This window comes from Streptomyces sp. NPDC057939, assembly GCF_042887545.1.
Taxonomy (GTDB): Bacteria; Actinomycetota; Actinomycetes; order Streptomycetales; family Streptomycetaceae; genus Streptomyces.
This window is the reverse complement of the sequence record NZ_JBHVPG010000088.1, coordinates 1-16,750: the sequence shown is the minus strand read 5'-3', so window position 1 is coordinate 16,750 and position 16,750 is coordinate 1. Positions and strand designations below refer to the sequence as shown.

Below are 16,750 nucleotides of genomic sequence, written 5' to 3'. Positions count from 1 at the left end.
ATATCCGGCTCCTCCGCATACGGACTCTCCGGGTTGCCCTCAGGCTCCCTGCCGAAGCCGATATCCGGCTCCTCCGCATACGGACTCTCCGGGTTGCCCTCAGGCTCCCTGCCGAAGCCGATATCCGGCTCCTCCGCATACGGACTCTCCGGGTTACCTTCAGGCTCCCTGCCGAAGCCGATATCCGGCTCCTCCGCATACGGACTCTCTTCGTTTCCCGAGAGGTCGGGGGTTTCCGTTGCCGTCGAGCCGCGGGAGCCCAGGTCCGGCCGCTCGCCCTGGTGGGCACTTCTCCCTGACTCCGGTTGCTCCGAGGTACGGGAGCCCTTGTCCGACTCGCCCTCGGGCCTGCTTGCCGACGGCAGGTCGGGCCGCTCGGTGCGGGATGCGGTATCGGTGCTCTCCTGGGGCCGCTCGGTGGCCGAGGTTTCCCTGTCGCGCTCGGACATGATGATCGCCCCCAACTAGGAAAGAAGGGCCTTGGTGATGAAGGACCTGATTGCGGCGGGGCCACCCGGGCCTGACATTGAGGGTGCGAGTGGCCGAGGATCCAGCTCGGCCGGGGCTGTCGCCGCAAGGCTCTCCGAGGTGTTGTGGAATCCGACAAGCCCAAGCGATTCGGGCGTCAGTCTTGTGTTCATCCGGCCGTCGAGGCCGGCATAGGGGTCGAACCGGTCGGGCAACAGCTCCCTGTCGGCATCGGCAGCGGCGTGGGCGTCAACATCATCGGCTTCGTCAGACTCCTTCTCCGCCCCGTCCGGTTCACCGGGATCCTGCCCCGACCGCTTGCCCGCACCGCCCGTCTCGAGCCGTACTCCCAGATCGACGCCTTCCCCGAACTTCGCCTTCGATGATCCGGACGCCAGCAACCCGGTGCCGGGTACGGCCGCTTCGGCGGACACGCCTGCCTTGGCCTTGGGACTCACGTCCAGGCCCCCTATGCCGCCCATGCCTCCGTCTCCCGAGACGACAGCTGCCTTTCCCCCCGCCGCCTTGGCGACTATGGACGGCAGCCCTGCCCGCTCCAGCACCTGGATCATCTGGTCCTTGGCCGAGGCGTCTATCTCGGACATGGCCCGGGGCTTGTCGAGCATTCCCATTACAGGCCCGCCTCTTTCAGCACCCGTGCGAGGATGCGGCGCGTCGTACGGGGTACCTTGCGCCGGTCGTCCGCGAGCATCTGCTGCTCGAAGCAGAGGCAGACTCGCCGGGCCGCAGTGTCCAGCTTCTGCCTGGCCTCCTGCGGGACATCCTCTGTCGGGAACTCGATCAGTTCGTACGCGGCGTCCTGGCACACCTCCCACGTCCGACCCCGGCGCTTGTCCTCGGAGGCGCCGTCGTTCTGGTCGGCCTCGCGCCACGCCGGATGGTAGCGGCGGCCGGCCACCAGGTCCGCTACGGCGGAGCGGTAGAGGCAGAGCGGGGGATCCTGGGAGCAGACGAGATGGCAGGCCGGATACGGCGCGAACTGGCGGGCGTGGAGGCGGTGGACGGTCTGCTGGAGTGCCGCCGTCAAGGAGGCCGCTTCGCGCCCGCCGGTATCCAGCCGATCGAGGAACACGGCGCGCAGGTGCGTACGGAACTCTGCGGTGTCGGTGTAGGTCCAGGACCGCTGGGCTCCCCTCCGGGTCGCGAGCCAGTCGGTTCCGTGTCCGGCGTAGGCGCGCAGGAGGTCGTCGAGGGGGACGGTGGGTGGGCGTCTGGCGCCGATGGCTGTGGTCAGGTCCTCCCAGAGCCGGTCCAGGGCCGAGGGCTCGTCGATGGTGGTGGTCACGACGCGCGACAGGGCCTGCTGCACGTACTCGTCGTCGACGAGATTCCTGGCCGCGTCGCACGCTGCCGTCGAGAGGCAGGTCTCGGCGCAGAATCTGCGGATCCGGAAGTAGTCGGCGAAGGAGCCCGCTTGACTCCAGGCCTCCATGTGGGCCCGGACGTCCGTGTCCGGCGGCGGGTGCGGGGCGAGCGGGTCCTTCACCGGTGGGATCCGGACGAGGAGCGGTGCGTCGTCCCCGCCGCTGAACACCGCCGCCTCGCCGACGCCGAGTGTGGTGAGCGCCTTGGCCTGCAGCTCGTCCATGGCCATGGCGCCGGCCAGCACCGCCTGGTCGTCCGCGGAGACGATGCGGTGCGCGACCTTCAGGTTGGTGTTCTTGATGACGTCGGGGGCCAGGCGGACGGGGACCTGGTCTGCGATGACCACTCCCTGGCCGTAGGCGCGGATCTCCGAGAGGAGGTTCGAGAAGGTCTCCACCGCTTGGCCCCGAGGGTCGGCGGACGCCTCGGACGACTGTCCGGCGTGCACGTTGGCCAGCAGACGGTGGGCCTCTTCCACGACCAGCAGGTGTACGAGTTCGCGCGACTGCCCCCGGGCCCGGCGGTACTCCGCCAGGCGGATCAGCAGCAGACCGGTGAAGAACGCCTTGTCGCCCTCGTCGCCGAGGGCTTCCAGCTCCACCACGGTGGGCCGGTCGAAGAGCACGGCGTTGGGAAGTGAGCGCGCGACGTTGAGCATCGCGCCCTTGGATCCCCTGCGCAGTGACTCCAGCCGGGTCACCAGGGCGGCTCGCATGTCGCCCGCGATGCGGTCCTCGTAGCCCAGGGCCGGGATGACCTCGCTGACTTTGGCGATCAGGTCGGACAGATCGGGGAACGCCTCCGTGACCTCGGCTTCTTCGTCCAAGCGGCTGTTGGTGTCCGTACGCAGATCCCATCCGCGGTCGGTGTACACCTCGTGTAGGCAGTGCTCAAGGATCTGGGGCAGGGGCGTCCACATGCCAAAGGAGGCGGTGAACACCGCGCGCAGCAGATCGAGGTGCTCGCTCACGGTCGTCCCGACCGGCACCTCGAACGGGTTCAGGACGAGCGGGCCGACGGTGGCCTTGCCCGCGGTGAAGACCTGCAGGTTCCGGCCGAGCACGGGGTGCGCGATCAGCGACCGGTACTCGGCCTTGGCCGGCTCGATGACCATGAACGGCACGCCGTGGGCCGTGGCCTCCAGCAGCAGCCCCATGATCGTGTTGGTCTTGCCGGACCCGGTCGTACCGGGGATGAAGACGTGGCGGGTCAGAGACCGCAGCGGTACCCCGTAGCGGCCGGGGGTGGTCCTGTGGTTGTCCATCACCTGGCCGACGAGCAGGTGCGGTTCCCCGGCTCTCACAGCCGGCGCGACGATGTCGAACCTCGGTACGAGGCTGATGGCGAAGCCCAGGGTCTCCATGTTGGGCAGGTGCAGGTAGGCGGCCAGTTGTGCCGAGCTCAGCAGTGTCTGGGCCGCGTACGGGTGGCGGTAGGCATTGGGGCCGGGCCGCTCGGGATCGTCCGGCAGCGCCCAGTGGGCGGCCAGGTCGGCGACGGCTGGGTGCTCGATGGCTCGCACCGGTTCGGGCACCGATGTGGTCCCTGAGAACACCGCGCGCCAGGCTCCGCACAGGGCGGTCAGGTCATCGGGGTGTGCGCCGGACAGGTAGACGGCCGTGCGCCAGCCGCCACGGGCCTGGGCGTCGGCGAGCGCCTCCAGACGGGACTTCAGCAGTTTCAGGTAGTGGTCGGCCAGCGGGCTGCTCAGGCCGACGGCCTCCACTGCGGCGGCTACCATGCGCATCTCGTTGAGGACCCGGTCGCGGTCGGCGCTCAGCGCTGCGGCCCCGACGGGCTGCGCGAGCACCAGGGCCGCCCAGGTCCGTCCGTTCATCGACCTCAACAGCCGGTCCAGGGGCAGTGCACCGTCACGTGGGTCGACGGACGCGGCTCCGGGTACACCCAGGGCGATCGCGCCACGTCCCAGTGACGGTGTGGCGACCCCGGCGGCACAGACGTCGACGGCTGGGTAGCAGCCGCCGAGTACGGAGAGGAACGTCGCCTGCCGGGCGTCCAGCGACCCGTCGTCGGCGGGGGCACCGGGGTCGGCTCCGGCCCAGGTTCCCAGGCGCAGGGAAACACCCTGGCTGCTCCCGTCGACCAGGAACGCGATCGGGGTACCGGCTCCGGCGAGCCCCACCAGGAGGGGCAGGGTGGGCGGCTCGAACCTCGTCTCGTCACTCCTTTCCCCGGCACCGGGGACGGCCTGAGGCGCGGGGACACGGACCGGCTGTCCGACTCCGGTCACCCTGACTGCACGCCGGGCGGCCAGCGGGACCGCGTTGCCGATGCCGGACAGGTACGGGGTGAAAGCGAGCCGCTGGAGATAGTCGACGGCGTCCGTGCTGACAGGGTCGGTGAACATCTCGGCTCCCTCATCCGGTGGTCAGGGCGGCGTTGGCGGCCAGTTCTTCGGCGGCCCCGCGGGCCCCGAGCCCACGGAGATGAAAACGCTGACGAGGAAACCAATCACCGCGAGCACGAAGATGATGGCGAAGACCATGGCCACCTTCGTCAGACGCCCGGAGAACTTGCCCTTCACCTGAGCACGGGTCGTGAGGTTCATGAGCTCTTCGGCATGCAGGGTTCCCCGGCGCCAGCGGCCGCTGACGTGCACTTGGTCGCCGTTGCTCACCGAGCCGGAATAGGAAATCCCGCGCATTTCCACGGGGATGGTCTCAAGACGATTGCCGCGGGCGTCGTGCCGCTCGACACGGAAGTGCCAGATCTCCACGTCGACGGCGTTGTTCACTGACCACTGTTCCCGGCGCACCTGAAAGTCGCGTACCACGCCCGTGAATTCGGCGGAGCCTCCGTGCTCGGGCCGCGTCTGCTGCGGGGGTGCTGCCTCCGCCCGGAAGCGCTCCGCCAGGTACTCATCGCGGGGCCGAGGCGGCACAGGATCTGCCGGGAAGGACGGTGGCCGACTTGGGCGCAGAGGAGGGGCAGGGCCTGAAGGGGAGGAAGGGCCGGAAGGGGACGATGCCGTTCGCGCGGCTCCGCAGGACGGGCAACTGCCGGCTTGCATTCCCACCGGCTCGCCGCAAGCCGGACAGGGACGGGTCATCGCAGTCCGGCACCGCTCGCAGTAGGCAGTACTGGCCTGGTTCTCGTATCCACACGTAGGGCAGCGCATGATCTTGTTCCCTGAAACCAAACTAGCTCACTTTGCGCCATCAGGTGATGCCGAGGACTTTCCGTGGCTCGCCGCACACGAGCCGTAGTCCTATCGCCCCTCCGCGCTCACCGAACGGACCGTCGGAGGCCGTTTGTCGCCCGCGGTCTCCCCTCCGGGCGGGCGGACGCCTCTTCGTTCCCCGGACACGCGCGAACCGCCCGCACTACCGTGCCCGCATGGCCGTCATGACCGCTCACGACCTCCGCGACAAGATCATCAGCGAGAAGATCAGTACCGGGTGCGAGTCCGCCCGCGGTTCGAGGGGGCACTGCGGACGGCCCCCGACATCACCCGGAGCAGAAGCGAAGGAACTTAGGGACCCTCAGCGCATGTCGAGCCGACTTGCCCGAGCACGTACCGATGGGACGCGCGGCGGGCTCGACATTCTGATGCACCCATTCTGATGATGCTGAGCGGAAAGCATCCGCGCTGTGCTGCGGCGAGTTAATGATCGGCTGATGATTACCCACCTCTGTCGTTCCAGGCGCTCTCGTGCCACAGGTCAGGCTGCTCTTCTCATTGGATTGCTCACGCTGGCGATGGGATGCGTTCAGTCCCCACCCGAGCACTCCGCACGGCTCACCAAGGCAGCCGGCCTGGCCCGGGTCTCGATCGTGTGCCCCAAAGACCTATGGGAGGAGACGAAGCCGTCAGACCGCGCCACAAACGACGTCAAGGCCACGACGTCCGCGATCGCAGCCGGACCTCAAGCAGGTCGAGGGCTGGTACGTGTGACCATGACCGGCACCAACCTGGTCGCGTACCTCAAGGAGCTGGACGCGAACGCTCACCCGTCCAAGATGAATGGCGAGCGTGAGAACACAGCTGCTTCCCGGCGTGTATACGACGCCCTCGCTCCCGCGATCGACCGGATCAAGGCAGCCAGTGGCCCGACTGATCCCGAGCCCGAGATCATCATTGATGACACCATCCCCGACAAGACCTGACATGCGCGGATCCTCGCCATCCTCCGCGGCACGAACGGGCCCGCCCGCTGAACGGTCCTGCGCGGCGGGGCCGTCGAGACCGTGCCTCGCCTCGACTTCGACAACCGCGCGTTGCCGATGGACCGCCCGCCGGAACGCGAGGTCTACGCACGGCTCCTACGCCAGCTCACGGAGCTCTACTCGGCACCCGCCACTGCTGAAGAGGCAATAGCCCCGACACCAGCCACGTTCACAAGAGCAACCGACCCGGCCGAGACCCAGGCTCTCTCCGCGGGCACGGCGTTCGACCCCACGGGCCAAGCTGCGGCGACGGAGAGCCCGACCGTCCGAAGCGGCTCCGCCGCCATCCCCAGGTACTGCAGGGGGCGCACCGCGACCGTCGTAGGGCCTCGTCGAAGGCGCTGCCTTCATCCCTACAGGTGATTGGATGTGGCGCTTCGCCACGGCAGCGGTACCCATTGCACATGCCGGAGAACAACGAAATCGAGAATGCCGCGGCCCGCGAGCGGCGGACACAACGGCTTACCGTCATCGCCGCCCTCGGTGGTGCCCTGATCGGCTCTCTCACAGCCCTGACGGGAAGCTTCCTGGTCCACGGCGAAGCGAAAGCCTCACGCCAGAATGCGGTGGCGGAGCGACAAGGAGCCGACCAGGAACGGCGTGCCGACATCCGAAGGCAGGCCTACGTCGATCTGGCCTCGATGACGAACAAGTTCATCATCGAGGCCAACAACCTCTCGATCATCAGTCTCAATCCCAATCAGACCGACGAAGCCAGGACCAAGCTGTTCGATGACGACTACACGCCGGCATTCACGGACCTCCAGAGGGCGATCGAGACAGTCCGCCTGGTCACGACCGAGGACGGCAGACGTGACCTTGACGAAATCGTCGTCGCCTACATCCTTCTAGGAAAGCTGGTGAATGGCGCCTACGGCGCCGGGCCCGAGAACACCCCTGACGTACCTGGAGCCCATGCGGCCATCCGCTCGGCAACAGAACAGCAGCTGGCCTCGTTGCAGAAGTTCATGGCCAGGGCCGTGAAGGAATCGCTTTGAGAGGTCATCCCATCGGCTCGGCATCGTTTCATACGCCTGGAAGCCTTGAACTCTGAGGAATGCAGGCCCTTGAGCTGCTCCTCCAGTTCATGTCTACCTGAAGCTCACGCCCCTGACGGGCGTAGAGCCGAAGCTGTTCGGCCACAGCTGATCCGACGTCCTGTGGCCTACAGATCGATCTCGGGTGCAGCGCAGTATTCGCACGACCCATATGGCACACCGGGGGCTCCTCGGGCAGCAGACCTGACCGGCCGTAGCGGGAGCTGCTCGCCGCACGGACCGGCTCGGTCCGGGGCCTGTTGCGTGTCATTTCACTGCCATGGAGGCGTCGGCGTAGCATCCCGGTCCAAGCCGAACGGCCACAGTTCGTCCACCAGAGGATCCGTATCAAGTAGCCCGTACCGTTCGTTGAAGACGCCGCAGTCGGTGGCCTGCCGTTACAGGACTTCGGCGCCCTGCCGATCCCCAGCTTCAGCCCTCGGGTGGGAGGTCCAGCTGTCCTCGGCCGGCGCCGACGGTCCTGCCAGTGTGAAGGCCCGCGCGGCGAAGGCAGCGAAGCAGGGCATCATTCGGTCCTGGCACACCGATCGGGCTGACTACGCGCGCCGCAGGGACACGCAGTGGACTCGGAGCAACGACCTGCCCGCCCACGTCATCGCGAAGATCGGCGACCTTCGTGTCATCTCCGGCTACCGAGCCATGGGCTTCTGGGTCTGCGACCTGCGGGCCGTTTATCCGTGCCCGGACGGGGTTTGCCGATGCCGCAAGCCGCACGTCACTCCCAAGCCGCGGGACGTCCTGTTCGACGATCTCGTGCGCCGGACGGCGGCCGGAACGATCGTCCCCGTTGAGTACCGCAGGGGCACCAAGATCGACAAGTTCTGGGTGACGGACGCGGATCGCGACCGGCTCACCGAACTTCAGGAGGGTGTACTTGCGTTGCCTCCGCCCCGGCAGGACGATGCGCGATCGAAGTCGAGCCTGAACCGACCCACGTGCCGTCCCGCAGCGACTCCGGCCGATCCGGTTCCTGGCGCAGCGCCCGTAGTGATCGCGGCGATCCCGCCGCAGTGGACGTTCCCCGGACGTCGCCTCCTGTGAAGCCCTTCGGACAGGAGACTCCGCCGCTCTGCCACACCGAGGTGCCGGTCGCGCCCATATCCTCGGCCGCTACGGCGTCGGCACCGACGAGCCGGAGTCCGAACAGGTGACGGCTCGGGGTGGCGACTTCCCCACAGAAATCGAACAGATTTCCGATGTCGGAGTGACTGACGCCGAGCCCCCCTTCCCCGACGATCTCCTCCAGCTCCAGGACCGCCTCCACCGCGCCCACGCGGAACACCGCGCCTACCTGGCCGACCTGCCCTGGAGTGTGGAGCCCATGGCCGGCTGGAAGCGGGGCGAGCGGTTTTCCCACCGTGGTGACGTGCCCGACAGCCCCGGCTGGACCGACGAGCAGAAAGAGGCGGCCGAGCGGATCCGAGCCGAGCTCCGAGAGCTGTCGACCGCCGTCGCCGGCCACCCCCACTGGTTGAGTGTCCCGCGCGAGCGCCTGGTGGACGCCCGCATGCGGCTCAAGAAACAGGCCCGCCCGGCGGAATCCGATGACGTGACCCATGCGGCGTAGCCGGTCCTGCCGGACCCGTTCCTAACCTCTGCCGCCGCCCCCTACCCCAGTTACCTGGCGTACGCCGATGGCTGGAGCTCACCTTTGCCCGCATTGAAGAGAAGATTCAGAGTCATTCGGGCGACCGGGAAGAGCGGGCACGCCACGAGCTTTGACGACGGCGCGGCGTAGACCCGCTTTGGACATTGAGCTGGCGGCTAAGGTCCATCGGTCGGCTGGATGTCAAGTCGATCACGTGGTGTCCTGATTCGGTGCCAACGATGAGCAGACCGAGGCCTGTTGTCAGTGCGTAGACTCTGTCGGCTAAGGGAAGCACGTACCCGGTCCGTGTACGGGGGTCCCAGATCCGCACCGTCCCGTCGTTGCCGCCGGTGGCGAGGCGGGGAGAACCGTCAGCCGCGGCGAACACCTCGACAGCCCGCACCCAGTGGGTGTGGCCGGTGAGGGGCTCGGCGATCTGGGTGCCGGTGGTGGGGTCCCAGATCCGCACCGTCCCATCGTCGCTGCCGGTGGCGAGGCGGGGAGAACCGTCGCTCGCGGCGAAGACCCCCACCGCGTTGACCCAGTCGGTGTGGCCGGTGAGGGGGTCGCCGATCTGGGTGCCGGTGGCGGGGTCCCAGATCCGCACTGTCCCATCGCTGCCACCGGTGGCGAGGCGGGGAGAACCGTCAGCCGCGGCGAACACCCCCACAGCCCAAACCGCGCCGGTGTGGCCGGTGAGGGGGGCGCCGATCTGGGTGCCGGTGGCGGGGTCCCAGATCCGCACTGTCCCGTGGCTGCCGCCGGTTGCGAGGCGGGGAGAGCCGTCGGCTGCGGCGAAGACCCCCACCGCGTTGACCCAGTCGGTGTGGCCGGTGAGGGGATCGCCGATCTGGGTGCCGGTGGCGGGGTCCCAGATCCGCACCGTCCCATCGTCGCTGCCGGTGGCGAGGCGGGGAGAACCGTCGGCCGCGGCGAACACCCCCATCGCGTTCACAAGGCGGACGTGGCCGGTGAGGGGGTCGGCGACCTGGATGGCGGTGGCGGGGTCCCAGATCCGCACCGTCGCGTCCTCGCTGCCGGTGGCGAGGCGAGCGGTGCCATCAGCCGCAGCGAACACCCTCACAGCCCGCACCGCGCTGGTATGGCCGGTGAGGGGGGCGCCGACCTGGATCGCGGTGGCGGGGTCCCAGATCCGCACCGTCCCATCGTCGCTGCCGGTGGCGAGGCGAGGAGAACCGTCGCTCGCGGCGAACACCCCCACCGCGTTCACCACGTTGGTGTGGCCGGTGAGGGGGTCGCCGATCTGGGTGCCGGTGGCGGGGTCCCAGATCCGCACCGTCCCGTCCTCACTGCCGGTGGCGAGGCGAGGAGAACCGTCGGCCGCAGCGAACCCGCCGATTACCCGTACCCAGTTGGTATGGCCGGTGAGGGGGTCGCCGACCTGGGTGCCGGTAGCGGGGTCCCACATCCTCACCGTCCCGTCCGTGGCGCCGGTGGCGAGGCGAGCGGTGCCATCAGCCGCGACAAACACCCCCACTACACCCACCGTGCGGGAATGGCCAGTGAGGGGGTCGCCGATCTGGGTGCCGGTGGCGGGATCCCAGATCCGCACCGTCTCGTCGGCGCTGCCGATGGCGAGGCGGGCGGAACCGTCGGCCGCGGCGAACACCCCCACCGCGTTCACGCAGTCGGTGTGGCCGGTGAGGGGGTCGCCGATCTGGGTGCCGGTGGCGGGGTTCCAGATTCGCACCGTCCCATCGCTGCCACCGGTGGCGAGGCGGGGAGAACCGTCAGCCGCGGCGAACACCCCCACAGCCCAAACCGCGCCGGCGTGGCCGGTGAAGGGCTCACCAACCTGGGTACCGATGGCGGGATCCCAGATCCGCACCGTCCCATCGCTGCCACCGGTGGCGAGGCGGGGAGAACCGTCGGCCGCGGCGAACACCCCCACCGCCCGCACCCAGAAGGTGTGGCCTGCGAGTTGGAGGTGCAGTTGGCGTGGCCGGACGGTCCCGCCGGTCAAGGTCGGCAGCGTGGGGCCAGTGGTTCGTGCGCCGGGTTCGGTCGTGGGTGGGGTGCCTTGGATGTAGGTGGTACCGAGCCGGCGCCACCACTGGCGCCATCCGGTGGTGGCGCCGCGTGCGTGGTGTTGGAGGAGGACAGTGCCGGCGATGGCGGGCGGGAGGGTACGCGGGGACAAGCCGTGGTGAAGGACGGCGGCGGTGATGCCGGCGAGGTCGAGGAGATCGAGGACTTGGGGGTGGTCGGCGAGGGTGTGCAGGGCCCCGGCCGTGTGGCCGAGGCGGGCATGGGCGGCGAGGTGGCGGCGGGTGTAAGGGCTGACTTGCTCGGGCTGGGACTCGGTGCCGGGTGTGCCCTGATGGTGAAGGGTGTGGCGGGTGAGGCCGACGGTGATGGCCGCGTGGGCCCGGTCGGCGTCGGGCGCGGTGGTGAAGTGTTCGGTGAAGGTGCGGTGGGCGAGGCGGTAGACGCTCTGTCCGTTGTCGTGGTCAAGGGCGAGGTAGGGGGCGGCGTCGCGGAGGAGGCCGGGGACGCTGTCGCGGGTTGTTGCCGGTTCGGGGGCGAGGGCGTCGGCCATGGCGGCCCAGATGTCGTCCTGGTCTGGCAGGCCGCGGCCCTGGGCGAGGCCGAGGGCTTTCAGGAGGGGGGTGTAGTGGGGGTTCAGGACTCCCAGGCGTTCGAGTGCGCGGGTGAAGAGTTGGCGGTGGGTGAGGCCGAGGAGGGGGGTGGGGTCGGTGAGGAGGTGTGGGGTGTTGAGGAGTTCGTGGGCGGCGAGGCGGGCGTAGAGGAACTGCTGCGGTTCGGTGCTGCGGCTCTTGGGGTGGGCGGTGACGAGCCGGTGGACGGCGGGGGCGATGAGGGGGCCTTCGGCCTCCAGGGTGCCTCGGCGTCGGGCGGCGGTGCGGAGTTTGGCGTCCAGGTATCCGGCGATGGCTTCCAGGTCCTGTGCCACCTCCACGTGCTCAGGTTCCACGGTGGGGCCGGACCCGTGGCGGGTGGGAGCAGGGCGGAGGGTGTCGAGGATGTCGGTGTCGTCGGGGGTCGGGTGGTCGGGGCCCTCGTGGGTGGAGCGGCGGGTGCCGATGACCAGGCGAATGCGCGGCAGGGCGGCGAGGGGGCGCAGGATCTGGTCGGCGATGACGAGGGGTTGGTCGGCTTCGTCGAGGGCGTCGACCAGCAGGGTCAGTGGTGTGGGGCGCTCGCGCAGTTCGGTGAGCAGGCGTGTCGTGAGGTCGGTGTTGAGGGTTCCGTCGGTGCTCTGCTGGGCGAGGTGGGGGAGGCCTGCGGTGTGGGCGATGAGGTGCAGGACGCGGGCGGGGGTGAGGCCTGCGAGGTGAAGGGTGAGGTCGAAGGGGTTGTCGGGGCAGGGGATGCCTGCTGGGAGGGGGGTGAGGTGGCCGTGGCGGGTCAGGGTCTCGCGCAGGCTGCTGTTGGTGTGCAGGAGGACGTGGCCCAGCAGGGCTGATTTGCCGGCGCCGGCGGGGCCGGTGACGATCAGGGCGCCCTGGCGGGCGGTGGTGAGCCAGTGGAGGATCTGGTTGCGTTGGAGGGTGCGGCCGTGGAAGTACCAGGCGAGCTCTCCCAGTTCGGCTCCGGTGGCCTTGGGGAGGAAGTGGCGGCGTTCGTCGTCGGGGAGCTGGTCGATGATGGTCTGGAGTTCGGCGAGCTGGTCCAGCGGCCCGGTGACCGCGCTTGCGGCGTTGGGGCGGAGGCTGACGAGTTGGTCGTGGTGGTCGTCGATGGTGAGGTCGTCGAGGAAGCCGTCGAGGTGGCGGGCGAGTTCGCGGCCGAGTGCGGACAGGCCGATGGCCCGCTGGGTGGGGAAGGTGATGTGCAGAGCACGCCGCAGGGCGTGGCTGAAGGCGCCGAGTTCGGCGTAGCCTCGGGCGGCGGTGGCCAGCAGCAGGTAGCGGCGCACGCCGGTGTGTTTGTCGTCGAAGAGTGCGCGGTGTACGGCTCTGGCGAAGCTGGTGGAGAAGCAGGCGTCGAGTACGACGATCGCCCAGCTGTCGGCGTTGTCGGGATGGAGCTGGCGGCTGCTGATGGCGCCGGCGATGTCCTGGGGGTTGACGCCGTCGTCGATGAGGGGCTCGGCGCCGTGGTGGGCGAGGTAGTCGGCCGTGCCGTGGCCGACCCAGTACAGCAGGGTGTTGCGGCCACCGCCGGGTTGCTTCCAGGTGCGCAGCCTGGTCTCGACCGCCTGCCGGTCCCGGTCCTCGGGCGGCACCGTCCATTCGGTGGTGTGCGCGCCGTAGTCGGCCAGCAGGTTGGCGACGGCCTGGACGTGTCGGTCGGTGTCCACGTCCTCGTGGTGGCGGTAGGTCGTGAAGTTCACCGGGAACAGCTCGATGCCGCCACCCCCGGCGACCGCCCCGTCGCCGCCCTCGCCGGTGGCGGAGTCCGTGAAGTGGAGCGGGGTGCCGTCCGCCGCGGTGGGCGTGGTCACGGGATCGGCTACCGGGTTGTGGTGTCAGGTGGGGTGACGAGGACAAGTTGAGTGATGGGCACGTGCCGGCCGGTGTCCAGGACCACCCGGTACAGGTCCGGCCCATCGGGAGTGAACCGGGCCGAGAGGGCTCTGTCGGTGCGGTCCGGGTCGGGGCGCAGGACAAGAGGGTGGCCGGGGCGGCCGGTGGTGGCGGAGTGCACGCTCAAGGTCACCCCCGCCGGGGTGTCGAGGCCGGTGACGGTGAGGGTGAGCAGCGTGCCGAGGGTGCCACCGAGAGGTGGGGTTTCCAGGCCGGGGCCGGTGCCGTCGCCGCCGAGGTGGACCCCCTGGGGGCGCTCCAGGGCGATGCGGCGGATCTGGCGCAGGACCTCGTCGTGGCGCATCAGCGTGCCGTGCTGGCCGTGAACGTACGTGACCGCTTCGGTGCCGGTACGGGCGGAAGGCAGGTGGACGGTGCCATCCCCGGAGGCGTCGCGGCGGGCGGGGATGCCGGTGGCCGGATCGCGGACCAGTTCGCCGTCCGCCTCGATGTCGAAGGCGTGATGTCGGCCCGCGGAGACCGCGAGGCCGGCGTGTCGCTGTTCCTCCAGGGTCTGGACCGTGGGCTGGGCCTCTCCGACGACCGCCCGGTGACCCGGCAGTTCGAACGGCTCCTCACGGTAACGGCGGTGCGCCTCGAGGGAGCGGGCGGCGAGGTCGGGGTCGCCGCCGAAGCGGGCCACGTCCTGCGGGGTGAGGCGTGCGACGTCCAGCCCGAGGTCCAGACAGCGGTAGCCGGGCAGCAGGTCGTGGACAGCGGGCAGGGTCGCCGCCATCGCCTGCACCCGCCGCACCAGCCACCCCGGCTTCGCCTGGGTGTGCAGGAGATTGAGGGCAAGGACGGAGTTGGCCGATCCGAGGAAAGGTGTGCCGACGGTGACCACCGCCCGGGTATCGGCGGCGAGCTCGGGGTCCAGCTCCAGTGCGGCCCGCACCACCAGCCCGCCCATCGAGTGCGCCACGAACACCAGCCGCGGCGCCCGCTCACCGGCTCCTCGCCACTCCTCCCGGGCGGCGACGCGCTCGCGCCAGCGGGTCAGGTGGGCGCGGGCCGCGCGGGCCAGCAGGGCGCCGTTGTAGGAGACGGCCAGACGCCAGTCGTAAGGGAACGGCGCCACCGCCTCCGGCGCCAGCGTGATCCCCCGCAGGGTCTTGACCGCGTCACTGTAGGGGTCCAGGCCCTGGAAGACGGGCTGCCACCACGGCTTGGACAGCAGCGCGGCAGCGCGGACACGGGTCAGCGGCACCCGCCGGGCGGTGCCGGCGTCGGCGGCCTGCTCCCGCTCGTCCGCATGCAGGGCCCCGAGCAGGCCCCGGCCGGTCGCCGCATCGGTGAGCATCGCCAGGTCCACACCCCACAGCGGGCGGCCCGTCGCGGCATCCTCCAGGACGCTTCCCATGATCCCCGGAACCACCACACACGCGTCCCGGGTCCGGTCATCGAACACCGGAACCTCCCCCGTGAACGGCACCCCGCGCCCCACACCATCCATCCCCATGGTCCCCATACCACCCGACGATAGACACCCCTAGCCTGCCAGCGCCCGCACTTCACCCAAAGGCAACCCCCGGCCCCCGGGGGCGACCCGGCCGGCACCACAGTCACGGGGCGGGCCGTTTGCCCTGGTGTGGAGGCGGGCGGCCGGAAAGTTTTCCTTCCAGGGCTGTAACGGACCGGGATCCTGGAGCCACTTCCCTGGGAAGGGGGCGCTGGTGTGCCCTGGGGACCGGTGCAAGGACGGGCTGATGGCCACTGCGGGAAGCAGGTGCACGTGAGCGAGTACACCGATCATCCTCCGGACCGTACGGAGGATGGCCCGGACAGGCAGGTATCCAATGAGGTGCCTGCTCTCCCACCGGGCCTGCCGGACGACGCAGTCCTCGCGTTCTCCGAGCTCGTCCGCGTCGTCCGACCTCAGGCCGTCGGGCGCGGCGTCCGGTCCGGTCTGTCCCTCCCTCAGGCCGAGGACCTCGCCCAGGACGCCCTCAAGGTCCTCTGGGTCAAGTGGCCGCTCCTGCACGCCTGGGAGCAATACCGCCAGATCCTCTACTTCCGGAGGATCTGGACGAACTTGCTCCTCAACCTTTTCAGGATGGAGAAGCGCCGCAAGGCGGCCCACGAACGGGCCTGCCAGTCGGGTCACGACCGTGAGATCGTCGGCGGCGAGATCGTGACCACGGCGGCCGCGGACATCCCGCACCAGGCCGTTGAGGACAAGGCCACGCTGGACGAGTTGGAGCACCTGCTCACCCACCCGCAGCTCAAATCCAACTACCGCGACAGCCTGCGTCTCGTCGACGAGGGGCTCTCCACCAAGGAGCGCGCCAAGGTCAAGGGCATCGACGAGGGCGCCGAACGCGTCCAGACCCACCGCGCGCGAGTACGAGCACGAGCCATCAAGACGAGCGAGGAGGAGGACGACCAGTGAACGACGCGAGGAACCACCCGGACAACTCGGTGGAAGAGGCCGACCAGGCCCGCGCATTCCCCGGCCTCGACGGCCTCGACGCTCAGGCGGCGGCCGCTCTGTACGCGCTGCTCGTCGAGGGAGAACCCGACGAGCCGCTCTTCGGCCCGCCCGACGAGGAGGAAGAGGCTTGGGCGTCCTTCGAACTGACCGCGGAGGAGAAGGACCACCAGGCGCTGGTGGCGCGTCTGATCCGTGACGGCGAGGCAATGCGCGAGGAACTGGGCCTGCCCGGCTTCCCCGCACCCGAGAACTCCGCCAAGGACTTCCGTACGCCGGTGCCCACCCCCGCGACCGACCCCGAGGAGAACGGGGCGATCAAGGAGGAGCCGTCCGCGGCCGCGCTCGTGCCCGGCAGGCATCGGCCGCCGTACTGCCGACAGGGGCCTCGTCGACAGGCGTGCTCCTCTTGCAGCGGACCGGTCACGGCGGACGGCAAGCCGATCGATCGCTACAACACCGTCCGACTGTCGATCGATGCCTTCGCCATGGCCGTAGCAATCACCGGCATGGTTCTGATGATCACCGGGGCCCTTGACGAAGGAACCTTGGTCTTCAGCAGCATGATGGCCGTGGTGTTGCTGAACGTCACTACGCCGCGACGCGTGATCCGGGTCGTGCTGCACCGCATCAAGTTCCACCACGACTCAGGAGCCGCTGCGCATGAGGATCACCGCTCTCATTCGCACAGGGAGAAGGTGTAACGCTGCTGAGGGGGCGGGCCACTTCACTACGAGGCGGCCACACGGCGCGCCCACCCCCCCCCGCAGTACCGAGGAGAGGCACCATGCTGCAGCAGGCGACCGCCCCCCAGCCGAGCAAGCCGACCGAGGAGAACACTGCGAACTCCGTGCCCCAGGGCCGCCGCATCACCTTGTCGCTGCCCCTTCCCCAGCGGGTGAGCCTCACCGGGGCGACCGCCGTCACCGGCAGCAGCATCCTCGCCGGCACGATCGCGTCCGGGAACGCACCTACCGAGCCCGTCTACGTCTACTCCCTGGTCGCCCTGTCCATCGCGAGCATGGCGTACGACATCGCCCGCAAGGCTCTGCGCTTGCGCGAGGGCTAACCCCCCGTCAGCGTCGGCGTGACGATGCCCCCGCCTCCAGCACACGTGGAGGCG

Annotated in this window: 12 protein-coding genes and 2 pseudogenes; 7 read left to right on the top strand and 7 right to left on the bottom strand. The window is 69.5% G+C overall.

Features of this window, described 5'->3' with window-relative positions; translation table 11 throughout:
• From ACFVS6_RS41345 to ACFVS6_RS41325, 5 genes and pseudogenes are all read right to left on the bottom strand, one after another.
• Nucleotides 1-449, bottom strand: a pseudogene (locus tag ACFVS6_RS41345) (hypothetical protein); the annotation flags it as partial.
• A gap of 15 nt (nt 450-464) precedes the next feature.
• Nucleotides 465-1,100: a hypothetical protein gene (locus tag ACFVS6_RS41340; RefSeq protein WP_389711694.1), complete on the bottom strand. Its 636-nt coding sequence runs from the start codon at nt 1,098-1,100 to the stop codon at nt 465-467.
• A complete protein-coding gene (locus tag ACFVS6_RS41335) occupies nt 1,100-4,222 on the bottom strand; it encodes an ATP-binding protein (protein ID WP_389711693.1) in 3,123 nt (1,040 codons plus the stop codon). The genes ACFVS6_RS41340 and ACFVS6_RS41335 overlap by 1 nt, the downstream gene beginning before the upstream one ends.
• A 21-nt stretch (nt 4,223-4,243) precedes the next feature.
• Nucleotides 4,244-4,609, bottom strand: a complete 366-nt coding sequence (locus ACFVS6_RS41330) for a hypothetical protein (protein WP_389711696.1) — start codon at nt 4,607-4,609, stop codon at nt 4,244-4,246.
• Nucleotides 4,610-4,867: 258 nt separating this feature from the next.
• Nucleotides 4,868-4,993: pseudogene (locus tag ACFVS6_RS41325) on the bottom strand (zinc ribbon domain-containing protein); the annotation flags it as partial.
• A gap of 500 nt (nt 4,994-5,493) precedes the next feature.
• On the opposite strand from ACFVS6_RS41325, the gene ACFVS6_RS41320 reads away from it, so the two are divergent.
• The 4 genes from ACFVS6_RS41320 to ACFVS6_RS41305 all read left to right on the top strand — a co-directional run bounded on the left by ACFVS6_RS41320 (nt 5,494) and on the right by ACFVS6_RS41305 (nt 8,667).
• Nucleotides 5,494-5,982, top strand: a complete 489-nt coding sequence (locus tag ACFVS6_RS41320; protein ID WP_389711692.1) for a hypothetical protein — start codon at nt 5,494-5,496, stop codon at nt 5,980-5,982.
• 464 nt (nt 5,983-6,446) lie between these two features.
• On the top strand, nt 6,447-7,040 hold the full coding sequence (locus ACFVS6_RS41315) for a hypothetical protein (protein WP_389711691.1): 594 nt from the start codon (nt 6,447-6,449) through the stop codon (nt 7,038-7,040).
• A 528-nt stretch (nt 7,041-7,568) separates the two neighbouring features.
• Nucleotides 7,569-8,141 (top strand): hypothetical protein, encoded by a 573-nt coding sequence (locus tag ACFVS6_RS41310; RefSeq protein WP_389711690.1) that lies wholly within the window; start codon nt 7,569-7,571, stop codon nt 8,139-8,141.
• Between the two features lie 163 nt (nt 8,142-8,304).
• Nucleotides 8,305-8,667 carry a hypothetical protein gene (locus ACFVS6_RS41305; RefSeq protein WP_389711689.1) on the top strand — a complete coding sequence of 121 codons (363 nt, stop codon included), beginning with the start codon at nt 8,305-8,307 and terminating at the stop codon, nt 8,665-8,667.
• 112 nt (nt 8,668-8,779) lie between these two features.
• Here the strand turns inward: ACFVS6_RS41305 and ACFVS6_RS41300 are convergent, their stop codons facing one another.
• Together ACFVS6_RS41300 and ACFVS6_RS41295 are read right to left on the bottom strand one after the other, a co-directional pair.
• Nucleotides 8,780-13,117: an AAA family ATPase gene (locus ACFVS6_RS41300; protein ID WP_389711688.1), complete on the bottom strand. Its 4,338-nt coding sequence runs from the start codon at nt 13,115-13,117 to the stop codon at nt 8,780-8,782.
• A gap of 8 nt (nt 13,118-13,125) precedes the next feature.
• Nucleotides 13,126-14,559, bottom strand: coding sequence for a hypothetical protein (locus ACFVS6_RS41295; protein WP_389711687.1), 1,434 nt, complete (start codon nt 14,557-14,559; stop codon nt 13,126-13,128).
• A gap of 441 nt (nt 14,560-15,000) precedes the next feature.
• Between ACFVS6_RS41295 and ACFVS6_RS41290 the strand changes: the two genes are divergently transcribed.
• The 3 genes from ACFVS6_RS41290 (at nt 15,001) to ACFVS6_RS41280 (ending at nt 16,696) form a co-directional block, all read left to right on the top strand.
• Nucleotides 15,001-15,588: an RNA polymerase sigma factor gene (locus ACFVS6_RS41290; RefSeq protein ID WP_389711686.1), complete on the top strand. Its 588-nt coding sequence runs from the start codon at nt 15,001-15,003 to the stop codon at nt 15,586-15,588.
• Between the two features lie 29 nt (nt 15,589-15,617).
• Nucleotides 15,618-16,331 (top strand): hypothetical protein, encoded by a 714-nt coding sequence (locus tag ACFVS6_RS41285; protein ID WP_389711685.1) that lies wholly within the window; start codon nt 15,618-15,620, stop codon nt 16,329-16,331.
• An 83-nt stretch (nt 16,332-16,414) separates the two neighbouring features.
• Nucleotides 16,415-16,696 carry a hypothetical protein gene (locus tag ACFVS6_RS41280; protein ID WP_389711684.1) on the top strand — a complete coding sequence of 94 codons (282 nt, stop codon included), beginning with the start codon at nt 16,415-16,417 and terminating at the stop codon, nt 16,694-16,696.
• Nucleotides 16,697-16,750: the final 54 nt, after the last annotated feature.

Coding starts and splice junctions, on each gene's coding strand:
- ACFVS6_RS41340 (WP_389711694.1), bottom strand. CDS start 1,100: ATGGGAATGCTCGACAAGCCCCGGGCCATGTCCGAGATAGACGCCTCG.
- ACFVS6_RS41335 (WP_389711693.1), bottom strand. CDS start 4,222: ATGTTCACCGACCCTGTCAGCACGGACGCCGTCGACTATCTCCAGCGG.
- ACFVS6_RS41320 (WP_389711692.1), top strand. CDS start 5,494: ATGATTACCCACCTCTGTCGTTCCAGGCGCTCTCGTGCCACAGGTCAG.
- ACFVS6_RS41315 (WP_389711691.1), top strand. CDS start 6,447: ATGCCGGAGAACAACGAAATCGAGAATGCCGCGGCCCGCGAGCGGCGG.
- ACFVS6_RS41295 (WP_389711687.1), bottom strand. CDS start 14,559: ATGGGAAGCGTCCTGGAGGATGCCGCGACGGGCCGCCCGCTGTGGGGT.
- ACFVS6_RS41280 (WP_389711684.1), top strand. CDS start 16,415: ATGCTGCAGCAGGCGACCGCCCCCCAGCCGAGCAAGCCGACCGAGGAG.